This window comes from Pedobacter sp. GW460-11-11-14-TSB4 (assembly GCF_059423705.1).
This window is the reverse complement of the sequence record NZ_JBWKYI010000009.1, coordinates 130,446-153,677: the sequence shown is the minus strand read 5'-3', so window position 1 is coordinate 153,677 and position 23,232 is coordinate 130,446. Positions and strand designations below refer to the sequence as shown.

General features: G+C 37.9%; 22 protein-coding genes. 2 read left to right on the top strand and 20 right to left on the bottom strand.

Features of this window, described 5'->3' with window-relative positions:
* Window positions 1–9: 9 nt before the first annotated feature.
* From AC07YT_RS11545 to AC07YT_RS11470, 16 genes are all read right to left on the bottom strand, one after another.
* Window positions 10–342 (bottom strand): type II toxin-antitoxin system RelE/ParE family toxin, encoded by a 333-nt coding sequence (locus AC07YT_RS11545; RefSeq protein WP_086548003.1) that lies wholly within the window; start codon window positions 340–342, stop codon window positions 10–12.
* A complete protein-coding gene (locus AC07YT_RS11540; RefSeq protein WP_086548004.1) occupies window positions 342–530 on the bottom strand; it encodes a hypothetical protein in 189 nt (62 codons plus the stop codon). The genes AC07YT_RS11545 and AC07YT_RS11540 overlap by 1 nt, the downstream gene beginning before the upstream one ends.
* A gap of 20 nt (window positions 531–550) precedes the next feature.
* Window positions 551–1,882, bottom strand: a complete 1,332-nt coding sequence (argH, locus tag AC07YT_RS11535; protein WP_086548005.1) for an argininosuccinate lyase — start codon at window positions 1,880–1,882, stop codon at window positions 551–553.
* Between the two features lie 30 nt (window positions 1,883–1,912).
* Window positions 1,913–2,245 carry a DUF5615 family PIN-like protein gene (locus AC07YT_RS11530; RefSeq protein WP_086548006.1) on the bottom strand — a complete coding sequence of 111 codons (333 nt, stop codon included), beginning with the start codon at window positions 2,243–2,245 and terminating at the stop codon, window positions 1,913–1,915.
* Window positions 2,245–2,466, bottom strand: a complete 222-nt coding sequence (locus tag AC07YT_RS11525; protein ID WP_086548007.1) for a DUF433 domain-containing protein — start codon at window positions 2,464–2,466, stop codon at window positions 2,245–2,247. Before AC07YT_RS11525 ends, AC07YT_RS11530 begins: the two co-directional genes overlap by 1 nt.
* 40 nt (window positions 2,467–2,506) lie before the next feature.
* A complete protein-coding gene (locus AC07YT_RS11520) occupies window positions 2,507–3,574 on the bottom strand; it encodes a M20 family metallo-hydrolase (protein WP_086548008.1) in 1,068 nt (355 codons plus the stop codon).
* 120 nt (window positions 3,575–3,694) lie between these two features.
* A complete protein-coding gene (proC, locus tag AC07YT_RS11515; protein ID WP_086548009.1) occupies window positions 3,695–4,504 on the bottom strand; it encodes a pyrroline-5-carboxylate reductase in 810 nt (269 codons plus the stop codon).
* 149 nt (window positions 4,505–4,653) lie between these two features.
* A complete protein-coding gene (gene argB, locus AC07YT_RS11510; protein WP_086548010.1) occupies window positions 4,654–5,490 on the bottom strand; it encodes an acetylglutamate kinase in 837 nt (278 codons plus the stop codon).
* Window positions 5,480–6,520 carry a PDDEXK nuclease domain-containing protein gene (locus tag AC07YT_RS11505; protein WP_494945321.1) on the bottom strand — a complete coding sequence of 347 codons (1,041 nt, stop codon included), beginning with the start codon at window positions 6,518–6,520 and terminating at the stop codon, window positions 5,480–5,482. Before AC07YT_RS11505 ends, argB begins: the two co-directional genes overlap by 11 nt.
* A 22-nt stretch (window positions 6,521–6,542) precedes the next feature.
* Window positions 6,543–7,517: a Rossmann-fold NAD(P)-binding domain-containing protein gene (locus tag AC07YT_RS11500; RefSeq protein WP_086548011.1), complete on the bottom strand. Its 975-nt coding sequence runs from the start codon at window positions 7,515–7,517 to the stop codon at window positions 6,543–6,545.
* Window positions 7,518–7,546: 29 nt separating this feature from the next.
* Window positions 7,547–7,921 (bottom strand): four helix bundle protein, encoded by a 375-nt coding sequence (locus tag AC07YT_RS11495; RefSeq protein ID WP_086548012.1) that lies wholly within the window; start codon window positions 7,919–7,921, stop codon window positions 7,547–7,549.
* A gap of 4 nt (window positions 7,922–7,925) precedes the next feature.
* Complete coding sequence (locus AC07YT_RS11490) at window positions 7,926–9,074, bottom strand: aspartate aminotransferase family protein (protein WP_086548013.1); 1,149 nt, start codon at window positions 9,072–9,074, stop codon at window positions 7,926–7,928.
* A 33-nt stretch (window positions 9,075–9,107) separates the two neighbouring features.
* Entirely contained in the window at window positions 9,108–9,479 is a 372-nt protein-coding gene (locus AC07YT_RS11485; RefSeq protein ID WP_086548014.1) for a four helix bundle protein, read from the bottom strand.
* Window positions 9,480–9,519: 40 nt separating this feature from the next.
* Window positions 9,520–10,500 (bottom strand): N-acetyl-gamma-glutamyl-phosphate reductase, encoded by a 981-nt coding sequence (argC, locus tag AC07YT_RS11480; RefSeq protein ID WP_086548015.1) that lies wholly within the window; start codon window positions 10,498–10,500, stop codon window positions 9,520–9,522.
* Window positions 10,501–10,589: 89 nt separating this feature from the next.
* Window positions 10,590–11,777 (bottom strand): argininosuccinate synthase, encoded by a 1,188-nt coding sequence (gene argG / locus AC07YT_RS11475; RefSeq protein ID WP_086548016.1) that lies wholly within the window; start codon window positions 11,775–11,777, stop codon window positions 10,590–10,592.
* Window position 11,778: 1 nt separating this feature from the next.
* The gene (locus tag AC07YT_RS11470; RefSeq protein ID WP_057931816.1) at window positions 11,779–12,477 is read right to left on the bottom strand and encodes an N-acetyltransferase; all 699 of its coding nucleotides are present in this window, start codon (window positions 12,475–12,477) and stop codon (window positions 11,779–11,781) included.
* 582 nt (window positions 12,478–13,059) lie between these two features.
* On the opposite strand from AC07YT_RS11470, the gene AC07YT_RS11465 reads away from it, so the two are divergent.
* The gene (locus AC07YT_RS11465; RefSeq protein WP_086548018.1) at window positions 13,060–13,761 is read left to right on the top strand and encodes a DUF4397 domain-containing protein; all 702 of its coding nucleotides are present in this window, start codon (window positions 13,060–13,062) and stop codon (window positions 13,759–13,761) included.
* 110 nt (window positions 13,762–13,871) lie between these two features.
* Here the strand turns inward: AC07YT_RS11465 and AC07YT_RS11460 are convergent, their stop codons facing one another.
* The 4 genes from AC07YT_RS11460 to AC07YT_RS11445 are packed head-to-tail and all read right to left on the bottom strand — an operon-like array spanning window position 13,872 to window position 20,314.
* Entirely contained in the window at window positions 13,872–14,855 is a 984-nt protein-coding gene (locus AC07YT_RS11460; RefSeq protein WP_086548019.1) for a DUF5007 domain-containing protein, read from the bottom strand.
* A 19-nt stretch (window positions 14,856–14,874) separates the two neighbouring features.
* A complete protein-coding gene (locus AC07YT_RS11455) occupies window positions 14,875–15,561 on the bottom strand; it encodes a hypothetical protein (protein ID WP_145954279.1) in 687 nt (228 codons plus the stop codon).
* A gap of 26 nt (window positions 15,562–15,587) precedes the next feature.
* Entirely contained in the window at window positions 15,588–17,105 is a 1,518-nt protein-coding gene (locus tag AC07YT_RS11450) for a RagB/SusD family nutrient uptake outer membrane protein (protein ID WP_086548021.1), read from the bottom strand.
* 11 nt (window positions 17,106–17,116) lie between these two features.
* A complete protein-coding gene (locus tag AC07YT_RS11445) occupies window positions 17,117–20,314 on the bottom strand; it encodes a SusC/RagA family TonB-linked outer membrane protein (protein ID WP_086548022.1) in 3,198 nt (1,065 codons plus the stop codon).
* A gap of 468 nt (window positions 20,315–20,782) precedes the next feature.
* Here AC07YT_RS11445 and AC07YT_RS11440 point away from each other — a divergent pair, with 468 nt between their 5' ends.
* Window positions 20,783–23,212, top strand: coding sequence for a TonB-dependent receptor (locus AC07YT_RS11440; RefSeq protein WP_086548023.1), 2,430 nt, complete (start codon window positions 20,783–20,785; stop codon window positions 23,210–23,212).
* Window positions 23,213–23,232: the final 20 nt, after the last annotated feature.

Here is a 23,232-nt window from a genome sequence, read left to right as displayed (position 1 = left end):
TTAGCAGATTTATAATGCTTTAATTATTTTTTGAAGTTCTTTCTTATCAATACTACTTTCTTCTGATTTATCGTAGAGGGTTAACATATTGATAATTGTACCATCGGGGGTAGTTGAAACTAAATAAGTTACTATCCTAAATCCTCCACTTTTACCTTTTCCCTTGCTTTTTACAGCAAGTCTAATTTTGTATAAACCTGCACCTAGATCAGTACCTTGCTGCGGATTTTCAAGAAGTTTTTCTTCGAGTTCGTAGAGATCTTCTACTAAAGAAAGATATTTCTTTTTATAGACTTTGGCTTTTTTTATAAAAACGTTTGAATAAATAACCTCATTAGCCATTAAATATCTCTTAAACTTAAAGGCTTCCGTTTTCCTTGCTGCATTTCCTTAATTTCTTTTAAAGCCTGAGCAATTTCAGAAGTTATCTGGCTTGTTGGTTCTGTTTTAACTTTAGCACCAATTTTGCTAAGGAATTCTTTTACAAAACCTGCGTCTTTATCCTTAATTTCTATTGTTAAAGTTGTCATAATTACAAATTTAGCAAAATTTATTTAACCAAATCTTCAATTGCTTTATTCACTTTTCCGAAACCAAATTGCGACAAAACAGCTTGCATTGCTGCAGAAATCTGCTCATTACACAGGTTGCCAATGCTTCCTTCATGTGTATGGTGTATTTGGCCAGAAGGTGCAAAACTGCCATTTTCTATCTGCTCGCCAACAATTTTATAAGCCTCTCTAAATGGGACACCTTGTAAAGCCAGATCGTTTACTACTTCAACGCTAAACAGGTAATCATATTTTTTATCTTTCAAAATATCATCCTTTATCGTGATATTCTGGAACATGAAAGTAGCGATCTCCAGACATTCGTTTAATGAAGTGATTGCCGGGAAAAGGTTTTCTTTTAGCAACTGTAAATCGCGGTGATAACCTGATGGCAAATTGGTAATCATCATGGCTATTTCATTCGGCAAAGCCTGAATTTTATTGCAGCGCGAGCGGATCAGCTCAAAAACATCAGGATTTTTTTTGTGCGGCATAATACTCGACCCTGTAGTCAGTTCTGCCGGAAAACTGATGAATCCGAAATTCTGATTGATGAACAAACAAACATCCATGGCCATTTTAGCTAAAGTTGCTGCAACCGCGCTCATGGCCTGTGCTAAAATCCTTTCGGTTTTGCCACGTCCCATTTGCGCGTAAACCACATTATAGTTTAAAGTTTCAAACCCAAGCAAATGGGTTGTTAAAGTTCTGTTTAAAGGGAATGAAGAACCATAACCAGCAGCGGAACCCAGTGGGTTTTTATTGCAGATTTTCCATGCAGCCAGCATCAGCTCCATATCATCTGCCAGACTTTCGGCATAAGCACCAAACCACAAGCCAAAAGATGATGGCATGGCAATCTGTAAATGTGTATAACCTGGAACTAATTTATCTTTGTGTGTATTGCTCAGTTCAATTAACTGGTTAAATAAGGTTGAAGTTTGGCCAACCATATCTTCAATGCAGGCCCTAAAGAAAAGTTTTAAGTCAACCAAAACCTGATCGTTACGCGAACGGCCACTGTGGATTTTTTTACCTGCTTCGCCAATGCGTTGAGTAAGCAACCACTCTACCTGCGAGTGCACATCTTCTACACTGTCTTCGATGGTGAAATTTCCAGCTTCAATTTCTGCATAAATATTTTTCAACTCGTGCTGAACGGTTTTTAGTTCTTCGGCGGTTAGCAAATTAATGGTTTCTAACATTTGAGTATGCGCCAAAGAGCCCAATACGTCAAACTTTGCCATTTGCAGATCCAGTTCACGGTCTTTTCCAACCGTAAAACTTTCTACAAACTGATTTACATCTATATTTTTTTGCCAGATTTTCATTGGGCGTTTATTATTATCCAGGGTTAAGATTTATTTAAGTTCCAAACAAGAAAACTCATTCTGCTTAATAAAATCAGTTATTAGATCTATTTTATTTATTAATGCTTGTGCAATTCCTATTGTTGTGTTATTACCAAACCGCAACCAGATTATTTTTGGCGGATGACTGTATAGATTTGAAAATTCATAAAAATCTGCATCGAAAGTAACAATAACATAATTGTTTCGACCTGCATACTCCCAGATTTCTTTATCTGATTTATTTTCCAGATTTAAACGCCGGATTTGGTCACAGTCTGGAAAATCATGCGCTAAAAGCTTTATAATTCTATGAGAAATATTTTGATCGAACAGCAACTTCACTAGGCCACTCTAATATTGTGTTCTCTATCAGCCGAATATGCCAGGCACGCAAATATTTCTTCTTCGCTAATTTCAGGAAAATCTTCAAGAATACCCTTAATCGTCATGCCATTGGCCAGCCAGCCCAACACATCATAAACTGCAATTCTTGTTCCTTTTATACAAGGCTTGCCGAAACGTTTATTTGCATCGATCTCTATGAAATTAGGATATGTTTTCATCACGTAAAGATAAACAATATTATAAGAATTTTGATTTAGCTTAGCCAATAACTACAGGTCGCAACATATTAACATATCCTTCAACACCCTCAGCTACTTCTCTAACATATAAAAATTCATCGGCCATATGCGAGCGGCCGGAAAAACCCGGACCACATTTTACTGATGGAATATCTAACAGCGCCTGATCAGAAGTAGTAGGCGAACCATAAGTCGTTTTGCCAAGTGCTACTCCGGCCTGAACAACCGGGTGATTTTTATCAATCGACGATGGTTTTAAACGGATCGAACGCGGGGTAACATCACAATCAACATTTGCCCTGATAATCTCTAATACTTCTTCATTGGTATAGGCATCGGTTACGCGTACATCAACCGTAAAGGTACAATTTGCCGGTACAACATTATGCTGCGAACCTGCATTGATAATAGTCACCGTCATTTTCAACGGACCGAAAACCTCCGATACTTTCGGGAACTGGTAATTTCTAAACCATTCAATATCTTTCAAGGCCTTATAAATGGCATTTTCTCCCTCTTCACGGGCAGCGTGCCCGGCTTTACCATGCGATACACAATCCAAAACTAACAAACCCCGTTCTGCAATGGCTAAATTCATTTCTGTAGGTTCGCCAACAATACCAAATTCAAGTTCACCTAAATCTGGCAAAACCAATTCCAAGCCATTGTTTCCGGAAATTTCTTCTTCTGCAGTGGCCGCCAAACAAATGTTATATTTTAAACCTTCCTGTTCGTAGTAGTATAAAAATGTGCCAATTAATGAGACTAAACAACCGCCGGCATCATTACTTCCCAAACCAAACAGTTTATCACCTTCAATTGCTGCATCATAAGGATCGCGGGTATAACCAGAATTTGGCTTAACGGTATCGTGATGTGAGTTTAAAAGCAATGTTGGTTTAGTGGCATCGAAGTGTTTGTTGTAAGCCCAAACGTTGTTCATTTTGCGTTGAGTCTTAATCCCTCTCTCCTCCAAAAACTGGGCGATTAAATTCGCAGTCCGATCTTCTTCTTTACTAAAAGACTGGATGCGGATCAACTGTCGCAATAAATCCAGACTTTCTTTTTGTATATTTTCTAATGACATATTATCAAGTAATTAGTATTAAGTATCAAGACTAAACCCGTCTTTAAACTTTCTACCTTTTATTTTGGCTTTCAGTTTTATGTTTGCAATTAAGACCTTATGCCCTAAACCCCTACACCTCTAACCCTCTTTAGTATACAAATTTCCCGCTTTTAAGGCCGAAAGTTTAATACCTTTTATCAACGAAGAGCTATAACCGTTGTGTTCCATTTCATTTAAACCTGCGATGGTACAACCTTTGGGCGAAGTTACCTTATCTATTTCTGATTCTGGGTGTGTTCCATGTAATAAAAGCAAATCGGCCGCTCCTTTAGCCGTTTGAACAGCCATTTTTAAAGCTTCATCCGCATGAAAACCAATTTCTACCCCACCTTGACTTGCAGCCCTAATTCCCCTTAAAAAGAAGGCAATACCACAGGCGCAAAGTGCCGTTGCCGAAGTCATTAAATCTTCGTTTATTTTAACTACCGAACCTACCGTTTCAAACATGCGGGTTACGTCTTCCAAATTTTGTGGCGAAGCGTTGTCGCTTGCAATGCAAGTCATCGATTGCCCTATTGCAATAGCCGTATTCGGCATTGCCCTGATAATTTGAACATTGCTATCCAGTTTTTCCCTAACCGCTGCGCAGCTTACACCTGAGATTACCGAAATAACCAAATGTTTGGCAGGATTTATGGCCGATTGGATTTCCTCTAAAACCACATTTAATTGCTGAGGCAAAACAGCTAAAATGATCACATCTGCATCAGCTGCTGCATCGGCATTATTCGCTGTAACCTTGTAGCGCTCTTGTGCAAACTTATATAAATTGGCTGTGTTGCGTCTGGTTAAGATAATGTTTTTGGTTGTGGTGTAATTGGCTTTAACCAATCCTTTTGCTAAAGATAAACCGATATTTCCGCTACCGATTATGGCTATTTTCTTCATGTGGTTCGTTTTATTTTATTTCAGTGGTTTAAACTGATTTATATTTCCTTTTGAAAAGCAATTCCAGCATTGCTATTAATGTTCAGTCCTGCTATTCGTTACAAGTCCCGCCTAAAACCCTCCGCCTTCAACCTTTATACCTTCAATCCTTACTTCAGCATTTTTGTACCAAAAGTTCCCTCAGCAAGCTCAGCCAGTTCATCGGCTTTACCGATATACACTGCCGAAACTCCTTTTTTAATCGCTTCGAAAGCATTATGCAATTTAGGAATCATTCCACCTTGCACCGTTCCATCTGCTTTTAGCCCTTCAAATTCATCAGCTTTGATTTCTCTCACTACTGAACCATCATCATTTACATTTTTAAGCACCCCTTTTTTCTCGAAGCAATATACCAAACGTGTTTCGTATAAAGCCGACATGGCTACCGCAACCGAAGAGGCGATGGTATCGGCATTCGTATTTAAAAGTTGTGTATCACCATCATGTGTAATCGCACATAAAACCGGAACTAAGCCAGCTTTCAACAGACTTTCTAAAGTTGTTGAAGACACAGCGTTTTCGTCCAGATCACCAACAAAACCATAATCGATTACAGCTCCTGCCATTGGTCCGCTTTCAGCTCCGTAAGTTTTGGTAATAACCGGTCTCTTTTTTGCTCTAATTACATTACCATCAGCTCCACTTAAACCGATCGCATTACTCCCTTTGGCCTGTAGCTGGGCAACCATATTTTTATTGATCAGTCCGGCATAAACCATCGTTACAATACGCAAGGTTTCGATATCGGTAATTCTTCTACCATCAATCATTTTGGCTTCAATGCCTAGCGATTCGCCCAGCTCCGTTGCAATTTTACCCCCGCCGTGCACCAGGATTTTATCTCCTGGCAGTGCTGTAAAATCCAATAAAAACTGGTGTAGATTTTCTGAATTATCGATTACGTTTCCGCCGATTTTTATGATAGTGAGTTGTTTATTCTTCATTTCTATAAAAAATTTCTGAAAGCTGATGTAGTTTTTCTACTAGTAGCTTTTTGTCAATGAGTTTCGTTTCATAATCTGCAATTAAAGCTGGTGATAAATTCCGGGCCAAAGCATATTCTACAACTTCAATGTCTTTACCTTTGCACAATAAAACGCCAATACTCGGATTTTCATGTGGTCGTTTTACATCCCTATCTAAAGCTTCAAGATAGAAATTTAGTTTCCCTAAAAATTCAGGTTGAAATTCTTCAATCTTCAACTCGAACAAAACCATGCATTGCAAATCACGATGGTAAAACAGCAAATCTGTATAATAATCTTTATTTCCAACCTGTAACCTATACTCACTACCCATATAAGTAAAAGCCTTACCCATTTCCAATATGAAATTTTGGAGATTTTTAATTAATGCTTGTTGTAGATCGTCTTCCGAATGAATTTCTGGTAAAGCTAAAAACTCAAAGATATAAGGATCTTTAAAAATTCCTTGGGGAAGTTGTTTGATGATTGTCGAATTAAACTTATTACCAAGCATAATTCGTTCAAAAGTAGCAGAATTTAATTGCCTCTCGAGTTCACGTGAAGATAATTTTTCATTTATACTCTGATAGAGGTAAAATAATTTCTCCTCACTTGTTTTTGTTTTAGCTAAAATCAACAAATGGTTGGTCCAGCTAATTTGTGTCAGCAGTGCTGACACAAATTTATCCAAGTCGATATCAGCACCTTGAAATTGTGTCGGCAGTGATGACACAATTTCTTTATCACTGTAAACTTCATAAAACTGTTTCATTCTATAAAGTCCGCGGCGGTTAAATCCTTTCAATAATGGCTGTTTCTCCGCAATATAATCTGCTAAATCATTTACAGTCCCCTCACCCCATTTGCCATTCGCAACCTTTTCAGAAACAATTTGACCAACATTAAAATATAACATTACCAGCTCTGCATTTGCTTTACTGTAAACCCGGTTCCGGGCTTCAGTAATGATCAAAATAATCTGTTCGAAATCTGTTGTTATATTTTTCATCGGCGCTCCCACACAGCTAATGTTATTTCAATTCTTCCAGCATCGCTTTAATTACTGCCTGTGCAGCCCATAAACGATTCCCTGCTTCGTGGATAACCAGTGAGTTTGGTCCGTCCAAAATTTCCGATGATAATTCCAGATCACGACGAACAGGCAGGCAGTGCATCACTTTAGCATCGTTTGTGAATTTTAATTTCTCATTATTCATCATCCAGCCGTCAGGATAAGTCAATACTTTTCCGTACTCTTTATAACTACTCCAGTTCTTCACATACACATAATCGGCACCAGCCAAAGCTTCCTCTAAATTATACTGAATATTGGCATCAGGTGTAAAATCTTCCGAAAGTTCGTAACCTTCCGGCTGCGCGATTGTAAAATCGATCATCCCTTCCGCCTGAGCTTTGCACATCCACTCTGCAAAAGAATTTGGTACTGCCTGAGGCAATGCTTTAACATGAGGCGCCCATGCTAAAACTACTTTAGGTTTGCGACCATCAGGTTTCTTTGTCCAGGTTTCGTGAATGGTAATAATATCGGCAAAGCTTTGTAAAGGGTGGCGTGTTGCACTCTCCAAACTCACTACAGGTACCGCGCAATATTTCACAAATTTATTGAAGAAATCTTCGCTATAATCTTCCTCACGGTTATTCAGTTTCGGAAAAGAACGCAAGCCTAAAATGTCGCAGTATTGGCCCATCACCGCAGCAGCTTCGCGAATATGTTCAACGGTTGAACCATTCATTACCACGCCATCCTGTGTTTCTAAAGCCCATCCTTCTTTATCCAGGTTCATCACCATTACATTCATACCTAAGTTTAAGGCCGCTTTTTGCGTACTTAACCGGGTACGTAAACTCGGATTCATAAAAACCAAACCTAAGGTTTTGTTCTTACCCAAATCCTGGTGGGCATAAGGGTTTGCCTTTAACGCAAGCGCATCATTTACAAACTGTTTGATGCTTGGAACATCGTGTACGGAAGTGAAAAGTTTCATATTAAGGTATAAGGTTTAAGGTGTAGGGTTTAAGGTTTTTCCCCTCCACCTGCTCTTAAAAATTTCAAAAAAGAAATTAGCATTGCCCTAACTTCATTAATTGCTTGGTTAACTTTTAAATATTCTTCTTCGCTTATGTATTTTAATTCTGAAGCACATAAACAACAATAATCAATTTCATTGGTTGAGCCCAACGCTGTATCTAAAAAATGAGCAAAATCTTTATCGGTAAATCTTCCACATCCTTCAACAATATTTAAAGGTATAGATAGTGCTGCTCTAGTTAATTGAGACGTTAATTCAAACCTTTCTTCTTTTGGAAACCTAATTGCAATATCTTTCTTGATGAACATATTTAATTCATGAGCTTTTTTCCAAACGTCAAGTTTTTTATAGTCTCTCATCACCTTAAGCCTTTTGCCCTACACCTTTTACCGCTTTTTCAAAAGCGGCTAAAAACTCATCAGCATGTGCTTTCGTTAAATTTAAGGCTGGCAACAAACGGATTACATTCGGTTTTGCCTCGCCGGTAAAAATATGGTGTGTAAATAATAATTCTTTTTTAACATGCGCCAGTTCTGCAGGTAGCTCGATACCGATCATTAACCCACGGCCACGCACTTCTACCACCTGCTCAAATTTCTTCAATTCAGCAATTAAATAATTTCCAACTTCTTCCGCATTTTTGATGAGGTTATCTTTTTCCATCACTTCCAAAACGGCTAAAGCCGCAGCGCAAGCTAAATGGTTACCGCCGAAAGTGGTACCCAACTCTCCATGCCAAGGTTTAAATTTGGACGCAATAGAGATTCCCGCTACCGGAAATCCATTACCCATTCCTTTCGCCATGGTATAAACATCGGCCTCAACACCTGAGTAATCGTGCGAGTAAAATGAACCTGTACGTCCGTAACCGCATTGTACACTATCAGCAATGTAAACGGCATTATATTCATCACAAAGTGAACGGATTTTCTGCAAGAAACTTTTCGAGGCTTCTTTAATCCCGCCAACACCTTGAATACCTTCAATAATAACAGCCGAAATTTCATTACCCTGTGCTTTAAAGGTTTCTTCTAAAGCAATTTCATTATTGAAAGGTAAAAAGATTACATTTTCGGTCTGGTTAACTGGTGCTACAATTTTAGGATTATCGGTTACGGCAACCGCTAAAGAGGTACGTCCGTGGAAAGCACCCGTAAAAGCAATTACTTTCTTTCTTCCGTTATAAAATGAAGCCAGTTTTAAAGCATTTTCATTGGCCTCGGCTCCCGAGTTGCACAAGAACAATTGGAAATCCTTTTTACCGGAAACTTCACCAAGTTTCTCTGCCAGTTGAACCTGTAAAGGAATTTTCACCGAGTTAGAGTAAAAACCAACTTTATTTAACTGATCAGTTAAGCGATTTACGTAATGTGGGTTAGTATGTCCGATTGAAATTACCGCATGACCGCCGTATAAATCTAAATATTGTTGATCATTAGCATCCCAAACATTACTGCCTGCTGCTTTGGTTATTTCTATATCGTTAAGTGGGTAAACGTCGAATAGTTGCATTTTTTTTGAGGTATAAGGTTTGAGGTGTAGGGTTTAAGGCTTTTTCCCTCCACTTCTCAAAAATTTTAAAAATGAAATTAGCATTGCCCTAACTTCGTTAATTGATTGGTTTACTTTTAAATAATCATCTTCGCTTATATACTTTAATTCAGAAGCACATAAACAGCAATAATCTATCTCGTTAGCAGAGCCTAAAGCATTATCAAGGAAGTGTGCAAAATCTTTATCTGTAAATTTCCCACATCCTTCAACTATGTTCAAGGGGATAGATAAAGAAGCCCTGGTAAGTTGTGAGGTTAATTCAAATCGCTCTTCTTTTGGAAATTGAGTTGCAATATTCTGTTTGATAAACATATTTAGCTCATGTGCCTTTTTCCAAACGTCAAGTTTTTTATAATCTCTCATGCTTTACCTTACGCCTTAAACCTTACACCCTCCACCATAATTAAAAATAGGCGGCTTTTAATTTAAGTCCTGCTGTTTCATCCAGACCGAACATTAAGTTCATATTCTGAACTGCTTGTCCGCTGGCACCTTTTAACAGGTTATCAATAATACTGATGATAAATAATTTACCACCATGTTTTTCTAGGTGTACCAATGCCTTATTGGTGTTCACAACCTGTTTTAGATCGATGTTTTTCCTGCTTACATGCGTAAAAGGATGCGCACTATAATAGGCTTCGTAAATATTTTGTGCTTCTTCTAAACTCAAATCACTTTCCAGGTACATTGCCGCTAAAATACCTCTGGTAAATGCTCCACGCTGTGGGATAAAATTTAAAGCTTCAGAAATGGATGGTTGCAACTGCAATAAACTCTCGCTAATCTCATTCAAATGCTGGTGCTCAAATGCCTTGTAGATGGAAAGATTATTGTTTCTCCAGCTGAAATGCGAAGTGGTTGATAAACTCTGTCCCGCACCTGTTGATCCCGTAGTTGCATTAATATGAACCTCATTTTGAATCAATCCTTTAGCAGCCAATGGTAATAAACCCAATTGAATACAAGTCGCAAAACAGCCAGGGTTAGCAATATTTTTAGCTGCTTTAATTTTATCGCGATTCAGCTCAGGTAATCCGTAAACAAAGTCTTTGGTCGAAAAGCTAGCATTTGCATGCAACCTGAAATCCTGAGAAAGATCGATGATTTTAATGTTATCTTTAATTGGATTTGCAGTCAAAAACTTTTTGGCATCACCATGGCCAACGCATAAAAACAATACATCGATATCTTGCGGGATATCACTTACGAATTTTAAATCCGTATCGCCGATTAAATCAGTATGTACATCGGAAATTAAGTTTCCGGCGTTACTTGTGCTATTTACGAAAGCAATTTCAACATTGGGGTGGTTAACCAAAATACGTAGCATTTCGCCACCTGTGTAACCCGCACCACCAATTATTCCTGCTTTAATTTTCATATTTAAAAAGGTTTAGGGTTTGAAACTCGAGGTTTAAGGTTTGGGCGCTTTAATTTACGCCTTTAACCTTATACCTCAAATCTCCGAGGTTATGCCTCGTTATTTACTTTATGCCAGATCATTACCTGGTTACCAAATATTTTTGAGAAACCTTTAACATCTTCTCCGCTCCAGGCATTGTTCATTTCGCCATAGCTACCAAATTTATTGCTCATTAAATCATGGTTAGATTCAATTCCGATAATCTGGAAACGATATGGCAACAACTCTACAAACACCTTACCGCTCACAAATTTTTGTGTATCGGCTAAAAAGGCCTCGATATTCCGCATAATCGGATCATGGAACTGACCTTCATGCAACCAGTTGCCATAAAAAGATGATAGTTGCTCTTTCCAGCTTAACTGCCACTTGGTTAAGGTGTGTTTTTCTAAAGTGTGGTGTGCTTTAATAATGAGAATGGGACCAGCCGCCTCAAAACCCACACGGCCTTTAATACCAATAATGGTATCACCTACGTGGATATCTCTACCGATACCAAAAGGCTGAGCAATGGCCTGTAATTTTTGAATGGCCCTAACAGGTGCCAATTTTTCGCCATCAATGGCAACCAGTTCACCTTTTTCGAAGGTTAATTCTACCTTACGCGATTCTGTTTCTGAAACCTGGGTTGGCCAGGCGCTTTCCGGCAAGGTTTCGTGTGAGGTTAAAGTTTCCTTTCCTCCTACCGAAGTTCCCCATAAACCTTTATTGATCGAATATCTTGCTTTTTCGGCACTATATTCTACACCATGTTGTGCTAAATATTCTATTTCCGCTTCGCGGGATAATTTTAAATCTCTAATTGGCGTAATGATTTCAACCTCAGGAATAAGAATATTAAAGATCATATCAAAACGTACCTGATCGTTACCTGCACCAGTACTTCCATGAGCCACGTAATCTGCACCGATTTTTTTAACATAATTGGCAATAGCAGTTGCCTGACTAACGCGTTCTGCACTTACTGATAATGGATAAGTGGCATTTTTTAATACATTACCAAATACCAGGTATTTAATACAACCTTCATAGTAACTTTCAGTTTCATCTACAACAGCATGCGATTTTACGCCTAAAGCATATGCTCTTTTCTCAATTTCCTGTAATTCTTCATCAGAAAAACCGCCAGTATTTACGATTACTGAATGAACTTCTAATCCACGATCTTGTGCCAGGTAAATACAACAAAATGAGGTATCTAAGCCTCCGCTAAATGCTAAAACAACTTTTTTCATGCTATTTAAATAAAAAGGTAAATAAAAATAAAAGGGCTTTTAAGCCATTTTTTGGCTTAGGTTTAACAACTAAGCGCTGTTTAATGCGCATAAAGCGCTCGTATAATTTGGGTTTCTTTTGCAGTTCTTCGGCAAATTGCTTGGCTACTTCGTGCTTTTTCTCAGCCGGATCGTAAAGCATAGCTGTACACATACAGTTTTTGCGTTCCTTCATTTTTAAGATTTCGAAGTTTACGCAGCTCTGGCAGCCTTTCCAAAATTCTTCATCCTGGGTAAGTTCGCTGTAGGTTACAGGTTCATAGCCTAAATCAGAATTGATTTTCATGACGGCCAAGCCAGTGGTTAGACCAAATATTTTCGCTTTTGGGTACAACTTTCTCGACAAACCGAAAATTTCATTTTTAATGGCCTTTGCTAATCCCGCTTTGCGGTATTTAGGGCTTACCACCAAACCACTATTGGCCACAAACTGTCCGTGGCTCCAGGTTTCTATATAGCAAAATCCCGCCCAGGAACCATCCTTGTGGAAAGCAATAACCGATTTGCCCTCCTGCATTTTATTAGAAATATATTCCGGCGAACGCTTAGCAATGCCTGTTCCACGAGCTTTTGCCGATTCAGCCATCTCTGTTACTATTTCTTCGGCAAATACACGATGTTCAGGAAGTGCAACCTGCACTATAAATTCGTTAATATCCATTCGTTTTCTAACGAAAAATTATAAGTATTCTTGTTAATTGGGTTTTTAGAGAGGATCAATTCCTCGTTACGTTTAGTGTGGGTACTAAATACGTGGAGTGAAATTTTGCCGGCTTGTGGGATAATAAAATACGGGCTGAAAATGATTAATAAACAAACCTTTCCCAGACACATTTTGTGCTGAGGAAACAGAAAGCTTATATAAAATTTGTTTAATCATTTCTTGCGTATTAAAACGGCTTTAACTCTATTGAGGTGCAAAGGTTTAAATAAAAATCGAGTTACACAATAATATCGTCATTTTTTTATGTTAAGCTTTCCATTTTATTGAATTAATCTGACTTAAACGAGGATTTGGGCAGCTAATGGCTTTTAAAAATTTTCGGGTAATGTATCGTTCGGCTATTGGTACAGTTACCAATTTTAACATTGTTAAAAAAACGCGACAAACTTTAACATCTGCTTAACATCATTTAACATCCTGCAATACGGTTTAACCCCAATATTTGTACGTCTGTAGCGAATGCGATCTGGCTATCGTTTTATGGATACTTCTTAAATATTAAATCAAAATTTTAACTGTATGAAGAATTTTACGCCATTTCATTTCAAATCGATCACTTTATTTGTTCTAATCGCTTTTACAGCATTAACTTCCTGTAAAAAAACCGAAACTGCCGATCCTACCATATCTTATTTAAGGGTAATCAATGCATCACCTTCTTTGGCAACCTACAATGCTTACTTTAACGGGAGCATAGTTAATTCGGCAGCTTTACCATTCGGTGGCTCCGCTGCCTATCTTTCTTATCCCGCAGGCAGCTACAGTCTAAAATTTACTACTGCCAGCAGTACAGAGAGTTTGTTAACCAAAACCCTTACCTTAAGTCCGGGCACTTATTATTCTTCTTATTTAATTAACAAACCTGCTGCATTAGATACTTATACCATTGGGGATGATCTTTCTATTCCATCAACGGATAAAGCTTATATCCGTTTTATCAACTTATCACCTGATGCACCGGCTTTAGACCTGGCAAAAACCAGCGCTACCACCATGCTGGCTACTAATAAAGCCTATAAAAGTGCAAGTGGTTTTATTGCTGTAGATGCAGGAACTTATACATTGGATGCAAAAGAAACTTCATCGGGAACTGTTAAAGCTACTTCTGCCAGCACTACTTTTACAGCGGGTTATCATTATGACATTATTTGTGGCGGTTTGGTAACACCAGCAAATGAAACTGAACGTCCTTTAAGTTTGCAGGCCATATTGATTAAATAATCGCATAAAAATATTGATCCATAAAAAAGGGCAACTTTCGATATGAAAATTGCCCTTTTTATATTTACAATTCAGGAAGAGACCATTAATGACATAGCCCTCTTCTTGAATTATTTTTTGACCACATCAGTAAATTTCACCTGGATGACATAAGTTCCCTCTAATTTTAACTGCCACGACCATCTTGGATTTACAGAAAAACCTGGTGATGCCGGAAAGCCATCTATTGACTTTACAAAGGTGCTCGGTATCCTGTAATACATTAAGAAACCCCAATCGGTAGTTGGTGTAACATATTTTGTTAAAGGAAACGGTGCTACCTCAAAATCGCAGATCATGGCGGTATCAGTTTGAATAACCGGGTTGAATTTAGCATAGTTTTCAAAAATTGGCCTATCTCCCCTTGCTATAATTTCTCCTGCTTTAGGATTAAAAACTTTACCATTTTTATCAACCATCTTTAAAATGGCCCTTGCTCCCTGGTTAGATATTTTGGTACAGGTAATGATTGGATTTTTCATCGGCGTGGCTACACCCGTAACATCATTAAAACCGTTAGAAACATTATCTGTGATCACGAATAAATCTTCTCCAATTGGATCTACAACATTTATGGTGGCCATTTTAGGAAAAAGTTTTGTGCCTGTACGATTGGTCATTTCAACATCAAACACATATCTGCCCAACGGTAAATTAGCCGATGCCCTGTTAAAAGTTAGCTGCCCGCTATTTTCGTTAAAATACATTGGTAATTTTTTCACCAATTCTCTTTTCTTGTTCAGCAGCTCAACAGTTACGTCAGTTTCGGCATTAAAACTTGTACCTTCCTTGAACACCAGGATCTCGTATTCTTTAGAAAACTCAGCCGGCGCCGGAGAGCCATCTTCTTTTCTCAGGTTTAACATTTTAAAGGTATAAGGTGGTGTTGAACCATCTGCGTTAATCCTGTCAGACTGGAAAAGTATCAAGCCTCTTTTAGCAAAAATATCGTTGTCTTTATAGCGAATGGAGTCACTTTGGAAACCATTCTCAATTTTTGAACAGGCATAAATACTCAACAAGAATAGTATGCCCAAAATATATTTAATTTTCATAATTTAAATAATTTATGATTTAATTCCCTAGTGGCTGCCCATTAAAGAACAACCTATGATTTCCACTTAAAACATGAACAATCCCTGTTTTTGTGATAATGCCAGAAGTCTGGACGTCTACCGCTTTGTCTTTTTGATCTTCAGGTATTGCATCCTGATTAGGTTCTTTATCATCACGTGTACCAATTACCTTGGTATAGGTAACATAATCTACGTAATTTACATACTGCCCATATTCAAAAGAACGTCTGAATTTGATTAAATACTGAACATTGGGAATTACACCGAGTGCGCTGTTGTATAGTTTGCCTCCCAGCGTAATCTGATCTCTATCAATTTTTCCGGCAAAAAGATAGGTCTTCAACGAATCACTAAGCTCCTGAGCAGGAATATCCTTTATTCCGAAATTAATATTTTCATTTCCGGTTTCAATAGCCTTTTGGTTTTTCTTTGCCTTTACATAATCGGCAACACTATAATTAGTGGTGGCAAAGAAAGTTACATTTCCATTTACAGCATCTTTTAAACCAGCTTTATCGATTACTTTAACCAAAGAATCAAAATTCCGGTTAGATTTTAAGTAATCGTAGGTAGTCATATCCACGTAGGCGTTGCTGGGCCCTCCATCGCGCTTATAGTCGTCTTTTTTACATGCCGAGAAAGCGACTACGACTATAGCTATATATATTAGAATATTATTTTTCATGATTTTTAATCTAAAGATTAATTTATTTACACTTTACCCAACCAATAGGTGGTTTGTTTTAAATATGGATTATTCCTAAACAGAGCAGGATCTACCGGCCAATAAAAGCCCTCTTTTCTAAATCTTTCTACCGGAAGCCAGTCTACAAGGAATCCATACCTTCTGGTTCTCAATAAATCATAAAACAGGTGTCCTTCTAAAAACATTTCTCTTCCACGCTCTATAATGTATTCATCCATCACCTCATCTACCGTTAAGCCAGGATCTACCAAAACAGGATTAGGGTCGTTTCTTGTTCTAAACGTGTTAATAATAGTTGTTGCGGTAGCCGCATCTCCTTTATACAGTGCAATTTCGGCTTTTAACAACCTCATATCAGCTAAACGGAATATGATGATGTTATTGCTTAAATAAGGATTTAATTTTTGTCCTGGGTTTCGATAGGTTACATTACTGTATTTTAAAGACGCTGGTTTTTCTGGTATGGTTAAATCAAATCCTTTTTTATACCTGATATCGGTAGTCGTGTAAAAATGATCATCTAAATACCTCGGCACTACAAAATACCTTGGGTTGTTGCCATTTCCAACAATATAAGATTCGTTTAAGAAAAATCCACCCACCGAACTATTTGAGCCTTCAAGGGTATTCTCACTGATGTTGATCTCAAAAATACCTTCTGAAGAACGGCCTATAAAGGTGTTTTTATAATTTGCAGTATCTGTTAATGTATAACCTCCACGACTAATTAAGGTGTTAATGGTGGTATCGGCACTATTCACGTCAACCATATTTGGTGCATCTGAGGCTACATTGGACATAGTAGCGCGCCACAAAAATAAATGAGCTAAAAGCGCATAACCAGACCCTTTATTGGCTGTCACTTTTGCATCGCCACTGTTGGCATAATTCCAGCTTAACAAATTAATGGCTTTATGGCAATCGCTCTCAATCAGTTTCATCACTTCTGCTTTCGATGTTCTAGGCAATTGAGGTGCATTAATCGGATCTTCATAGGCTTCGGTAACAACAGGTACATCGCCCCAAACCCTAACCATCATAAAATAACTCAATGCTCTTAGAAAGTAGGCCTGTCCCATAATATTATTTCTAAATTCGGCAGGATCATCTTCAGAAGACAATTGAGAATTGCTCATGCCAGCTGCTTTTTGCAAAATGAGATTAGACATGGCAATGCTTTTATAATATAAGGTATAATTTGCCAGGCTATTTAAGTTGTACTGAAAGGTAAAATCGCCATTCTGTATACCTTCCAGGCCATCTCCTGTATATTGGATGGTAAAGTAATTTTTGGCGATTGCATCTCCATACATGAAATACCGGTTACTTTTATTGGTAATAGCGCTACGGAACATCGCATAATTACCAGCCATGGCACTCCTTACATCTTTGGCTGTTTTCCAAAATGTTTGCTCATATGGCGCATCTTTGGGTTCTTCGTAAAGTAATTTTTTACAGGCACTGGTGGTAACTATAATGATTACAGTACTTAATATGCTGAGTTTTGTAATTATATTTTTCATTATTGATGATATTAAAATTGAACTTGAACACCTAAAGTATATTTTTTCGGAATCGGATATCCGTTTCCATTATACTCGCCATACCCATTTACAGCCTCTGCATCTGGTAGTTTTTTAGATTGCTGGAACATCCATACATTATCTACTACGGCAAATATTTTAAATTGACCTAAGCCCAGTTTCTTTAATGTGCTTGCATTAAGATCGTAGCCAAGGTTTATACTTTTTATTCTTAAATAACCACCTTTTTCTAAGAAGAAAGTTTGTGCTCCTGTATAATAATATCTGTAAGTACCTAAATCGTACTTGGCATATTCTGCATTATCGCCTGCACTTCTCCAGATATTCAACCGATCCAGATCTGGCGTAGAAAAATTAGCAAAATTAGCTACAGCATTTCCATCCTGAGAGTTTGCAAAACGATCGGAATCGAATAAATTGAGTACATCTCTTTTAAAGGTAAAGGTGGTAAAAATACCAAGTGTGAAATTTTTATAACTCAGGTTATTGGTAAAACCACCTGTAAAACGAGGATTTGGATCTCCAATTGGCATCTTATCCGGGTTAATACCATCATTAAAAATATCAACGAAATAATCGCCATCTAAATCCGCCAGGTAAAAATCCCCCTCGTTAAAGGTTCCGTTGCTATTCCTATATCGCTCGCCGGTGAAAGGGTTCTGCGGAATATCTGAAGTTCTCGAAAACACACCCCTGGTTTGATAAAGATAGAATGCATTAATAGGGCTACCCACCGATAAAATATGTGTTTTATCAAACCTGTCGCCACTCAAAATGATATCTCTACCGCCGTTTGGCAAACTCATGATCTGGTTCTTGTTGTAGGAGATATTAAATGAGGTATACCATTTAATCTTTTTGTTGATTGGGTTTGCGGTAAAAGTAAGTTCCATACCTGCATTACGTACCGAAAAGGCATTGGTATAAGCAACATCGTAACCTGAAGTAACTGGTAGGTCTACGTTAAATAGTTTCTCCTTAACCTCTTTATTATACACATCAAATGAGAATGCATATTTTCCATTTTGTATTTCGACATCGGTACCAATGTTCCATTGGGTAGATTTCTCCCAGCTTAGGTCTTTTTGGGCTACACCGTTAACAAAGTTTGGTGTTATTGCAGTAACGCCGTTGTAAGAAGTGGCGCCACCATCGCCAGCAATAAAACCATTGCCTTCAAAAACACCATTATTAACAACATACTTATTATACTGTACGTAAGCATTTCTTAAATCTTCATTACCTGTTGCACCATAACTACCCCTGATTTTTACCAGTGTAAATGGGTTATTGGTGATGTTTTTCATGAAATTTTCTTCAGACAAGATCCAGCCTAAAGATAGCGATGGAAACACGCCCCATTTGTTATTCTCACCAAAACCTGATGAACCATCGGTTCTTATGGTTGCAGATAATAAATATTTCTCCGCATAATCGTAATTAAAACGTCCGTAATAGGCAATTAAACCATGGGCTCTATATTGCGATAATGCTCTGATATTGGCTTGTTGAAATCCGGTGACCACCTCAATATTATCAGAAGCACCACCAAATCCGGCAGCCTGTGTATTTTGATACTGACTGTACTCTATATCCTGTCCAACAACAGCCGTGAATGAGTGTTTTTGTATCGAACCATTATAATTTAAATAATTAGAGGTTCTCAAACCCATTGCACTTGAAGAGAAGCTGGTAGAGGCGTTACCGAAACCATTGTTTAATAAACTGCTCACACTCGCATCCCTACGTGCATTATCTGCGGTGTAAGATGACTGAGAGTTTAGTGTAAAGTGTTTATTAAACTCATAAGATAAATTTAGGTTTACCCCAAACTGGTTACTGATATTTTTATCCAGGTTTTCGCTATTGGGATTTACAAAAAAGTCGAGTTTCTCTGGCGACAAATTAAGCAGAGAAGAAGGTAAATTACCCGAGCCTATTTTGGTAGGTTTCGAAGGATCGTCAGGATCCTCATTTCCCCTGGCCCGATCAGCCCTTGAATAATAAAACTGTGGATTGATCATCAATTTTTTGTTCAATGCCCTTGATGACAAGTTAAGTCTGCTGCTATAACGTTTAAATCCGGTCCCTTTGATAATACCCTGTTCGTTATAATAGCCTCCGCTAAAACGATAGGTCATCCCATTTTCTCCGCCACCGGTTAAACTTAAATTGTTGTCATTAATCTTACCTACCTGATAAAACAGATCCTGCCAATCGGTATTTCCGTTAAAAGCCGGGTTTAAACTATCCGTAAGTATATAAGGTAGCTGTCTTCTTTGGTCGTAGGTAAGCTGCCTTTGCAAAACTTCCATCTTTTGTCTGCGTTCTGTAGCACCGATGGTTGCCTCTCTTAAATCCGGCCTTTGCACAAAACCTACATAAGAACTCAGGCTAACTTTAGTTTCGCCGCCTGTTCCTTTTTTTGTGGTGATTAAGATTACACCATTAGCTGCCCTGGAGCCATAAATAGCTGCAGCAGATGCATCTTTCAGTACATCTATCGATTCAATATCATTCGGATTGATACCCGCTAAATAGTTAGTACCGGTTCCTGTTCCAGGCGGCACAAAATCATCTGACGACTGCGGTATTCCATCAACCACATATAAAGGTGATCGTATCGTATTATACTGATCGTAGCTGGTGCTCGCTGTAGAGTTACCCCTCACCGATACAGATGGAGATACGCCGGGCTGACCCGTAAAATTTTGAACATTTACCCCCGAAAGCCTACCCTGTAACAACTGATCGAAACTTGATGCAGGTAAATTGGCCAGTTCTTTTCCCGAAATACTGGAAATCGAAGCAGTTGTTTTCTTCCTTGTAATTTTCTGATAGCCAATAAGTACCACCTCATCCAGCATCTTATTGTCATCAGCCAGCGTGAAGTTTAAAGTACTGTTTCCATTAAGCGGTTTTTCTACCGGCAGGAAACCTACTATTCTGGCGACAATAACGGCCTTCTCGTTTTGTATGGTCAGTACATATTTACCTTCGGCATTTGTTGATGTACCATTTTTTGTCCCTTTTTCTAAAATAGATACCCCGGGGATGGGGCTTTGATTCTGATCTAAAACGGTTCCTTTGATTGTTTTCTGCGCAAAAGCGAGCCAGGGAATGAGCAAATAAAAAAAAGTTGCCGCTAAAAATTTCACATAGCAATGTCTTGTAGAAGTTTTTTCCATTGATGGTTGGGATAGGATGATTAGTTAGGTTTGATTATAAACTAAAAGTATCAATATTTTTACTCAAATTTTAATTTTTTTTTAATCAAAATGAACCATATTTTAACCTAAAAATTGGTCGATATACCATATTTTGTTTCATAAAAAATGACATTTGTAATTAATAATCTACCGCTAACTGCTCAAAACGCCTCATTTCACTAAATAAGCTCATATTCTCACCCATCACCAAATTAAAATTGGAGAAATTCTACCAAAAGTTTAGTTGTAAAAAATTGCGCTTAAATACGGATAAAATATCGACTAAAACGTTAAAGTAATTCGTTTCTTTTTGCCCAAAAAGAGAAATATAACACCGAAATACAGGCCTCAAATTCATCTATTTAGAATAATTCAAAATAATTTGGATAATACGTTTTTCTACCGTTATTTTGCAGCTGTTTAGAATTAATCCAAATAAATATTATCATGCTTAAAATCAGACTTTTCAGTATAACGTTTCTTTTAACTTTTACCAGTCTACTCTCCTTTGCTCAGCAGTTTGCGACCATAAGTGGTACCGTTACCACTTCCGACGGTAAACCAGCAGCTTATATTTCAGTAGGTTTAAAAGGAAAAGGTCTGGGAAATGTAACTAACGAAAAGGGTATTTTCGAAATCCAGCGGGTTAAACCAGGATCATATATATTAAGGGTATCGGCTGTTGGTATCCAAAACATAGAAAAACCAGTGACGATTACCGCTGGTGAGCACAAAACCGTTGATTTTGTAATCAACCAAAATTCAAACCAGCTTAATGAAGTAAATATTAACCAGGGCGTAAATAAGTATATCGCTAAGAAAAGTGAATTTGTTTCGAAAATGCCACTTAATAACTTAGAAAACCCGCAGGTATATACCACAATTACGAAAGAAACAATGGCCGATCAGCTTGTGTTTTCGGTTGATGATGCAGCCCGTAATGCCACTGGTGTTCAAAAAATGTGGGAATCAACTTCGCGGGGTGGCGATGGTGGTGCTTATTACGCATCAAGAGGTTTTATTGTACAGGCGAAACTGAGAAACGGAATTGCTGGTAACGTAACCGGCCGTAACGATGCTGCTAACTTAGAAAATGTAGAGTTTATTAAAGGTCCATCTGCTACTTTATTTGGTAGTACATTAACCTCATATGGTGGTTTAATTAACCGTATTACCAAAAAACCTTTTGAAGGAACCGGAGGCGCGGTAAGTTTTTCGACAGGCAGCTACGATTTTAACAGGGTTAGTACCGATTTCAATTTTCCTGTTGATAAAGATAACCACATTTATGCCCGATTAAATACTTCTTATAATTACAAAGGTTCTTTTCAGGAGAATGTGTTTGACAAAGGTTTCTTCATTGCGCCGAGCTTATCATATAAAGTAAACGATAAATTAGACTTTGTTTTCGACGCCGAAATTGCGAATGGTACAAGCACCCTAAAACCTTTTGTTTTCTTCTATTTCCCGGTTGCACAACTGGGTTTTGACAGGGCAGACCAAGCTGGAATAGCTTACGACAAATCCTTTACGGGCGACGCGATGAAGCAGAAATACAATAGTTCTAACTTCTTCTCACAGGCTAATTATAAGTTTAACGATAATTGGTCTTCGCACACCAGTTTTTCAAGCAATTATAGTTTCTCTAATGGGCGTGGCACATATTTGTTCCTGGTACCAAACAGCTATTTTAACCCTGCTGCCGCACCAGGCGCCGAAGTTTTATCCAGAGCAGATCAATCAACTGATAATAGTAAGGTTTTTACCTACGAGGTTCAACAAAATTTCAATGGCACTTTCAACTTAGGTTCGGTAAAAAACAGAATGGTTTTAGGTCTGGATTATTTAAGCCAAAACTCCGATCAGCTATTTTATTCGATCGATACTTTTGATATAACCAATAAAAACGGAACCGGTGCAAATTACAATGATTTTACGGAACATAATCTGGCTGCATTTTATGCGGCACTTCCTAATGTTCCTAAATATCCGTATAACTTTAAAACCAATACCTACAGTGCTTATGTTTCTGATGTAATTAACTTAACAGACAGGTTAATTGCCCTGGCCGCTTTAAGAGTAGACCGGTTTGATAACAAAGGTAACTCTGACCGTGCAGGTTCATCTCCAAAAGGTGCTTACAAGCAAACTGTTTTTTCTCCAAAATTCGGTTTGGTATTTCAGCCGATTAAAGATCAGTTATCATTATTTGCCAATTACCAGAATGGTTTTAACAATGTTAATGGTATCGATTATAAAGGTGATACTTTTAAAGCCGAGCAGGCAAACCAAATTGAAGGTGGTGTTAAAACGAACATCTTTAATGGAAAATTAACAGGCGCTGTATCTTACTACTATATTAAAGTTAAAGATATTGTTAGGGGTTATAACCAAGATGCCAGTAATCCTAATGCACAAATTCAGGATGGTAATAAAATTAGCAAAGGTATAGAAGCTGAAGTTATTGCAAACCCTGTTGACGGTTTAAATATTATTGCAGGTTTCGCTTATAACGATAACCATTTAGAAAATGCATCGCCAGATGTAGAGGGCAGAAGAGATGCTTATTCAGCGGCACCCTACTCAGCAAACTTATGGATCAGTTATAAATTCAATGCCGGCTCGCTTAAGGGTTTTGGATTAGGCGCAGGCGGTAATTATGCAAGCGACAACAAAATTGTAAATAGTGTAAGCCAGGGGGTATTTATATTACCTGCTTATAAGGTTTTCAATGCCTCGGTATTTTACGACCATTCAAGATTCAGGATCGGAGCCAAAGTAGACAACTTCACCAACCAAAAATACTGGACAGGTTACAGCACCATGAATCCTCAAGACCTAAGAACTGTTACCGGCAGCGTTACCTACAAATTCTAATTAAAAACAACAATAAATAT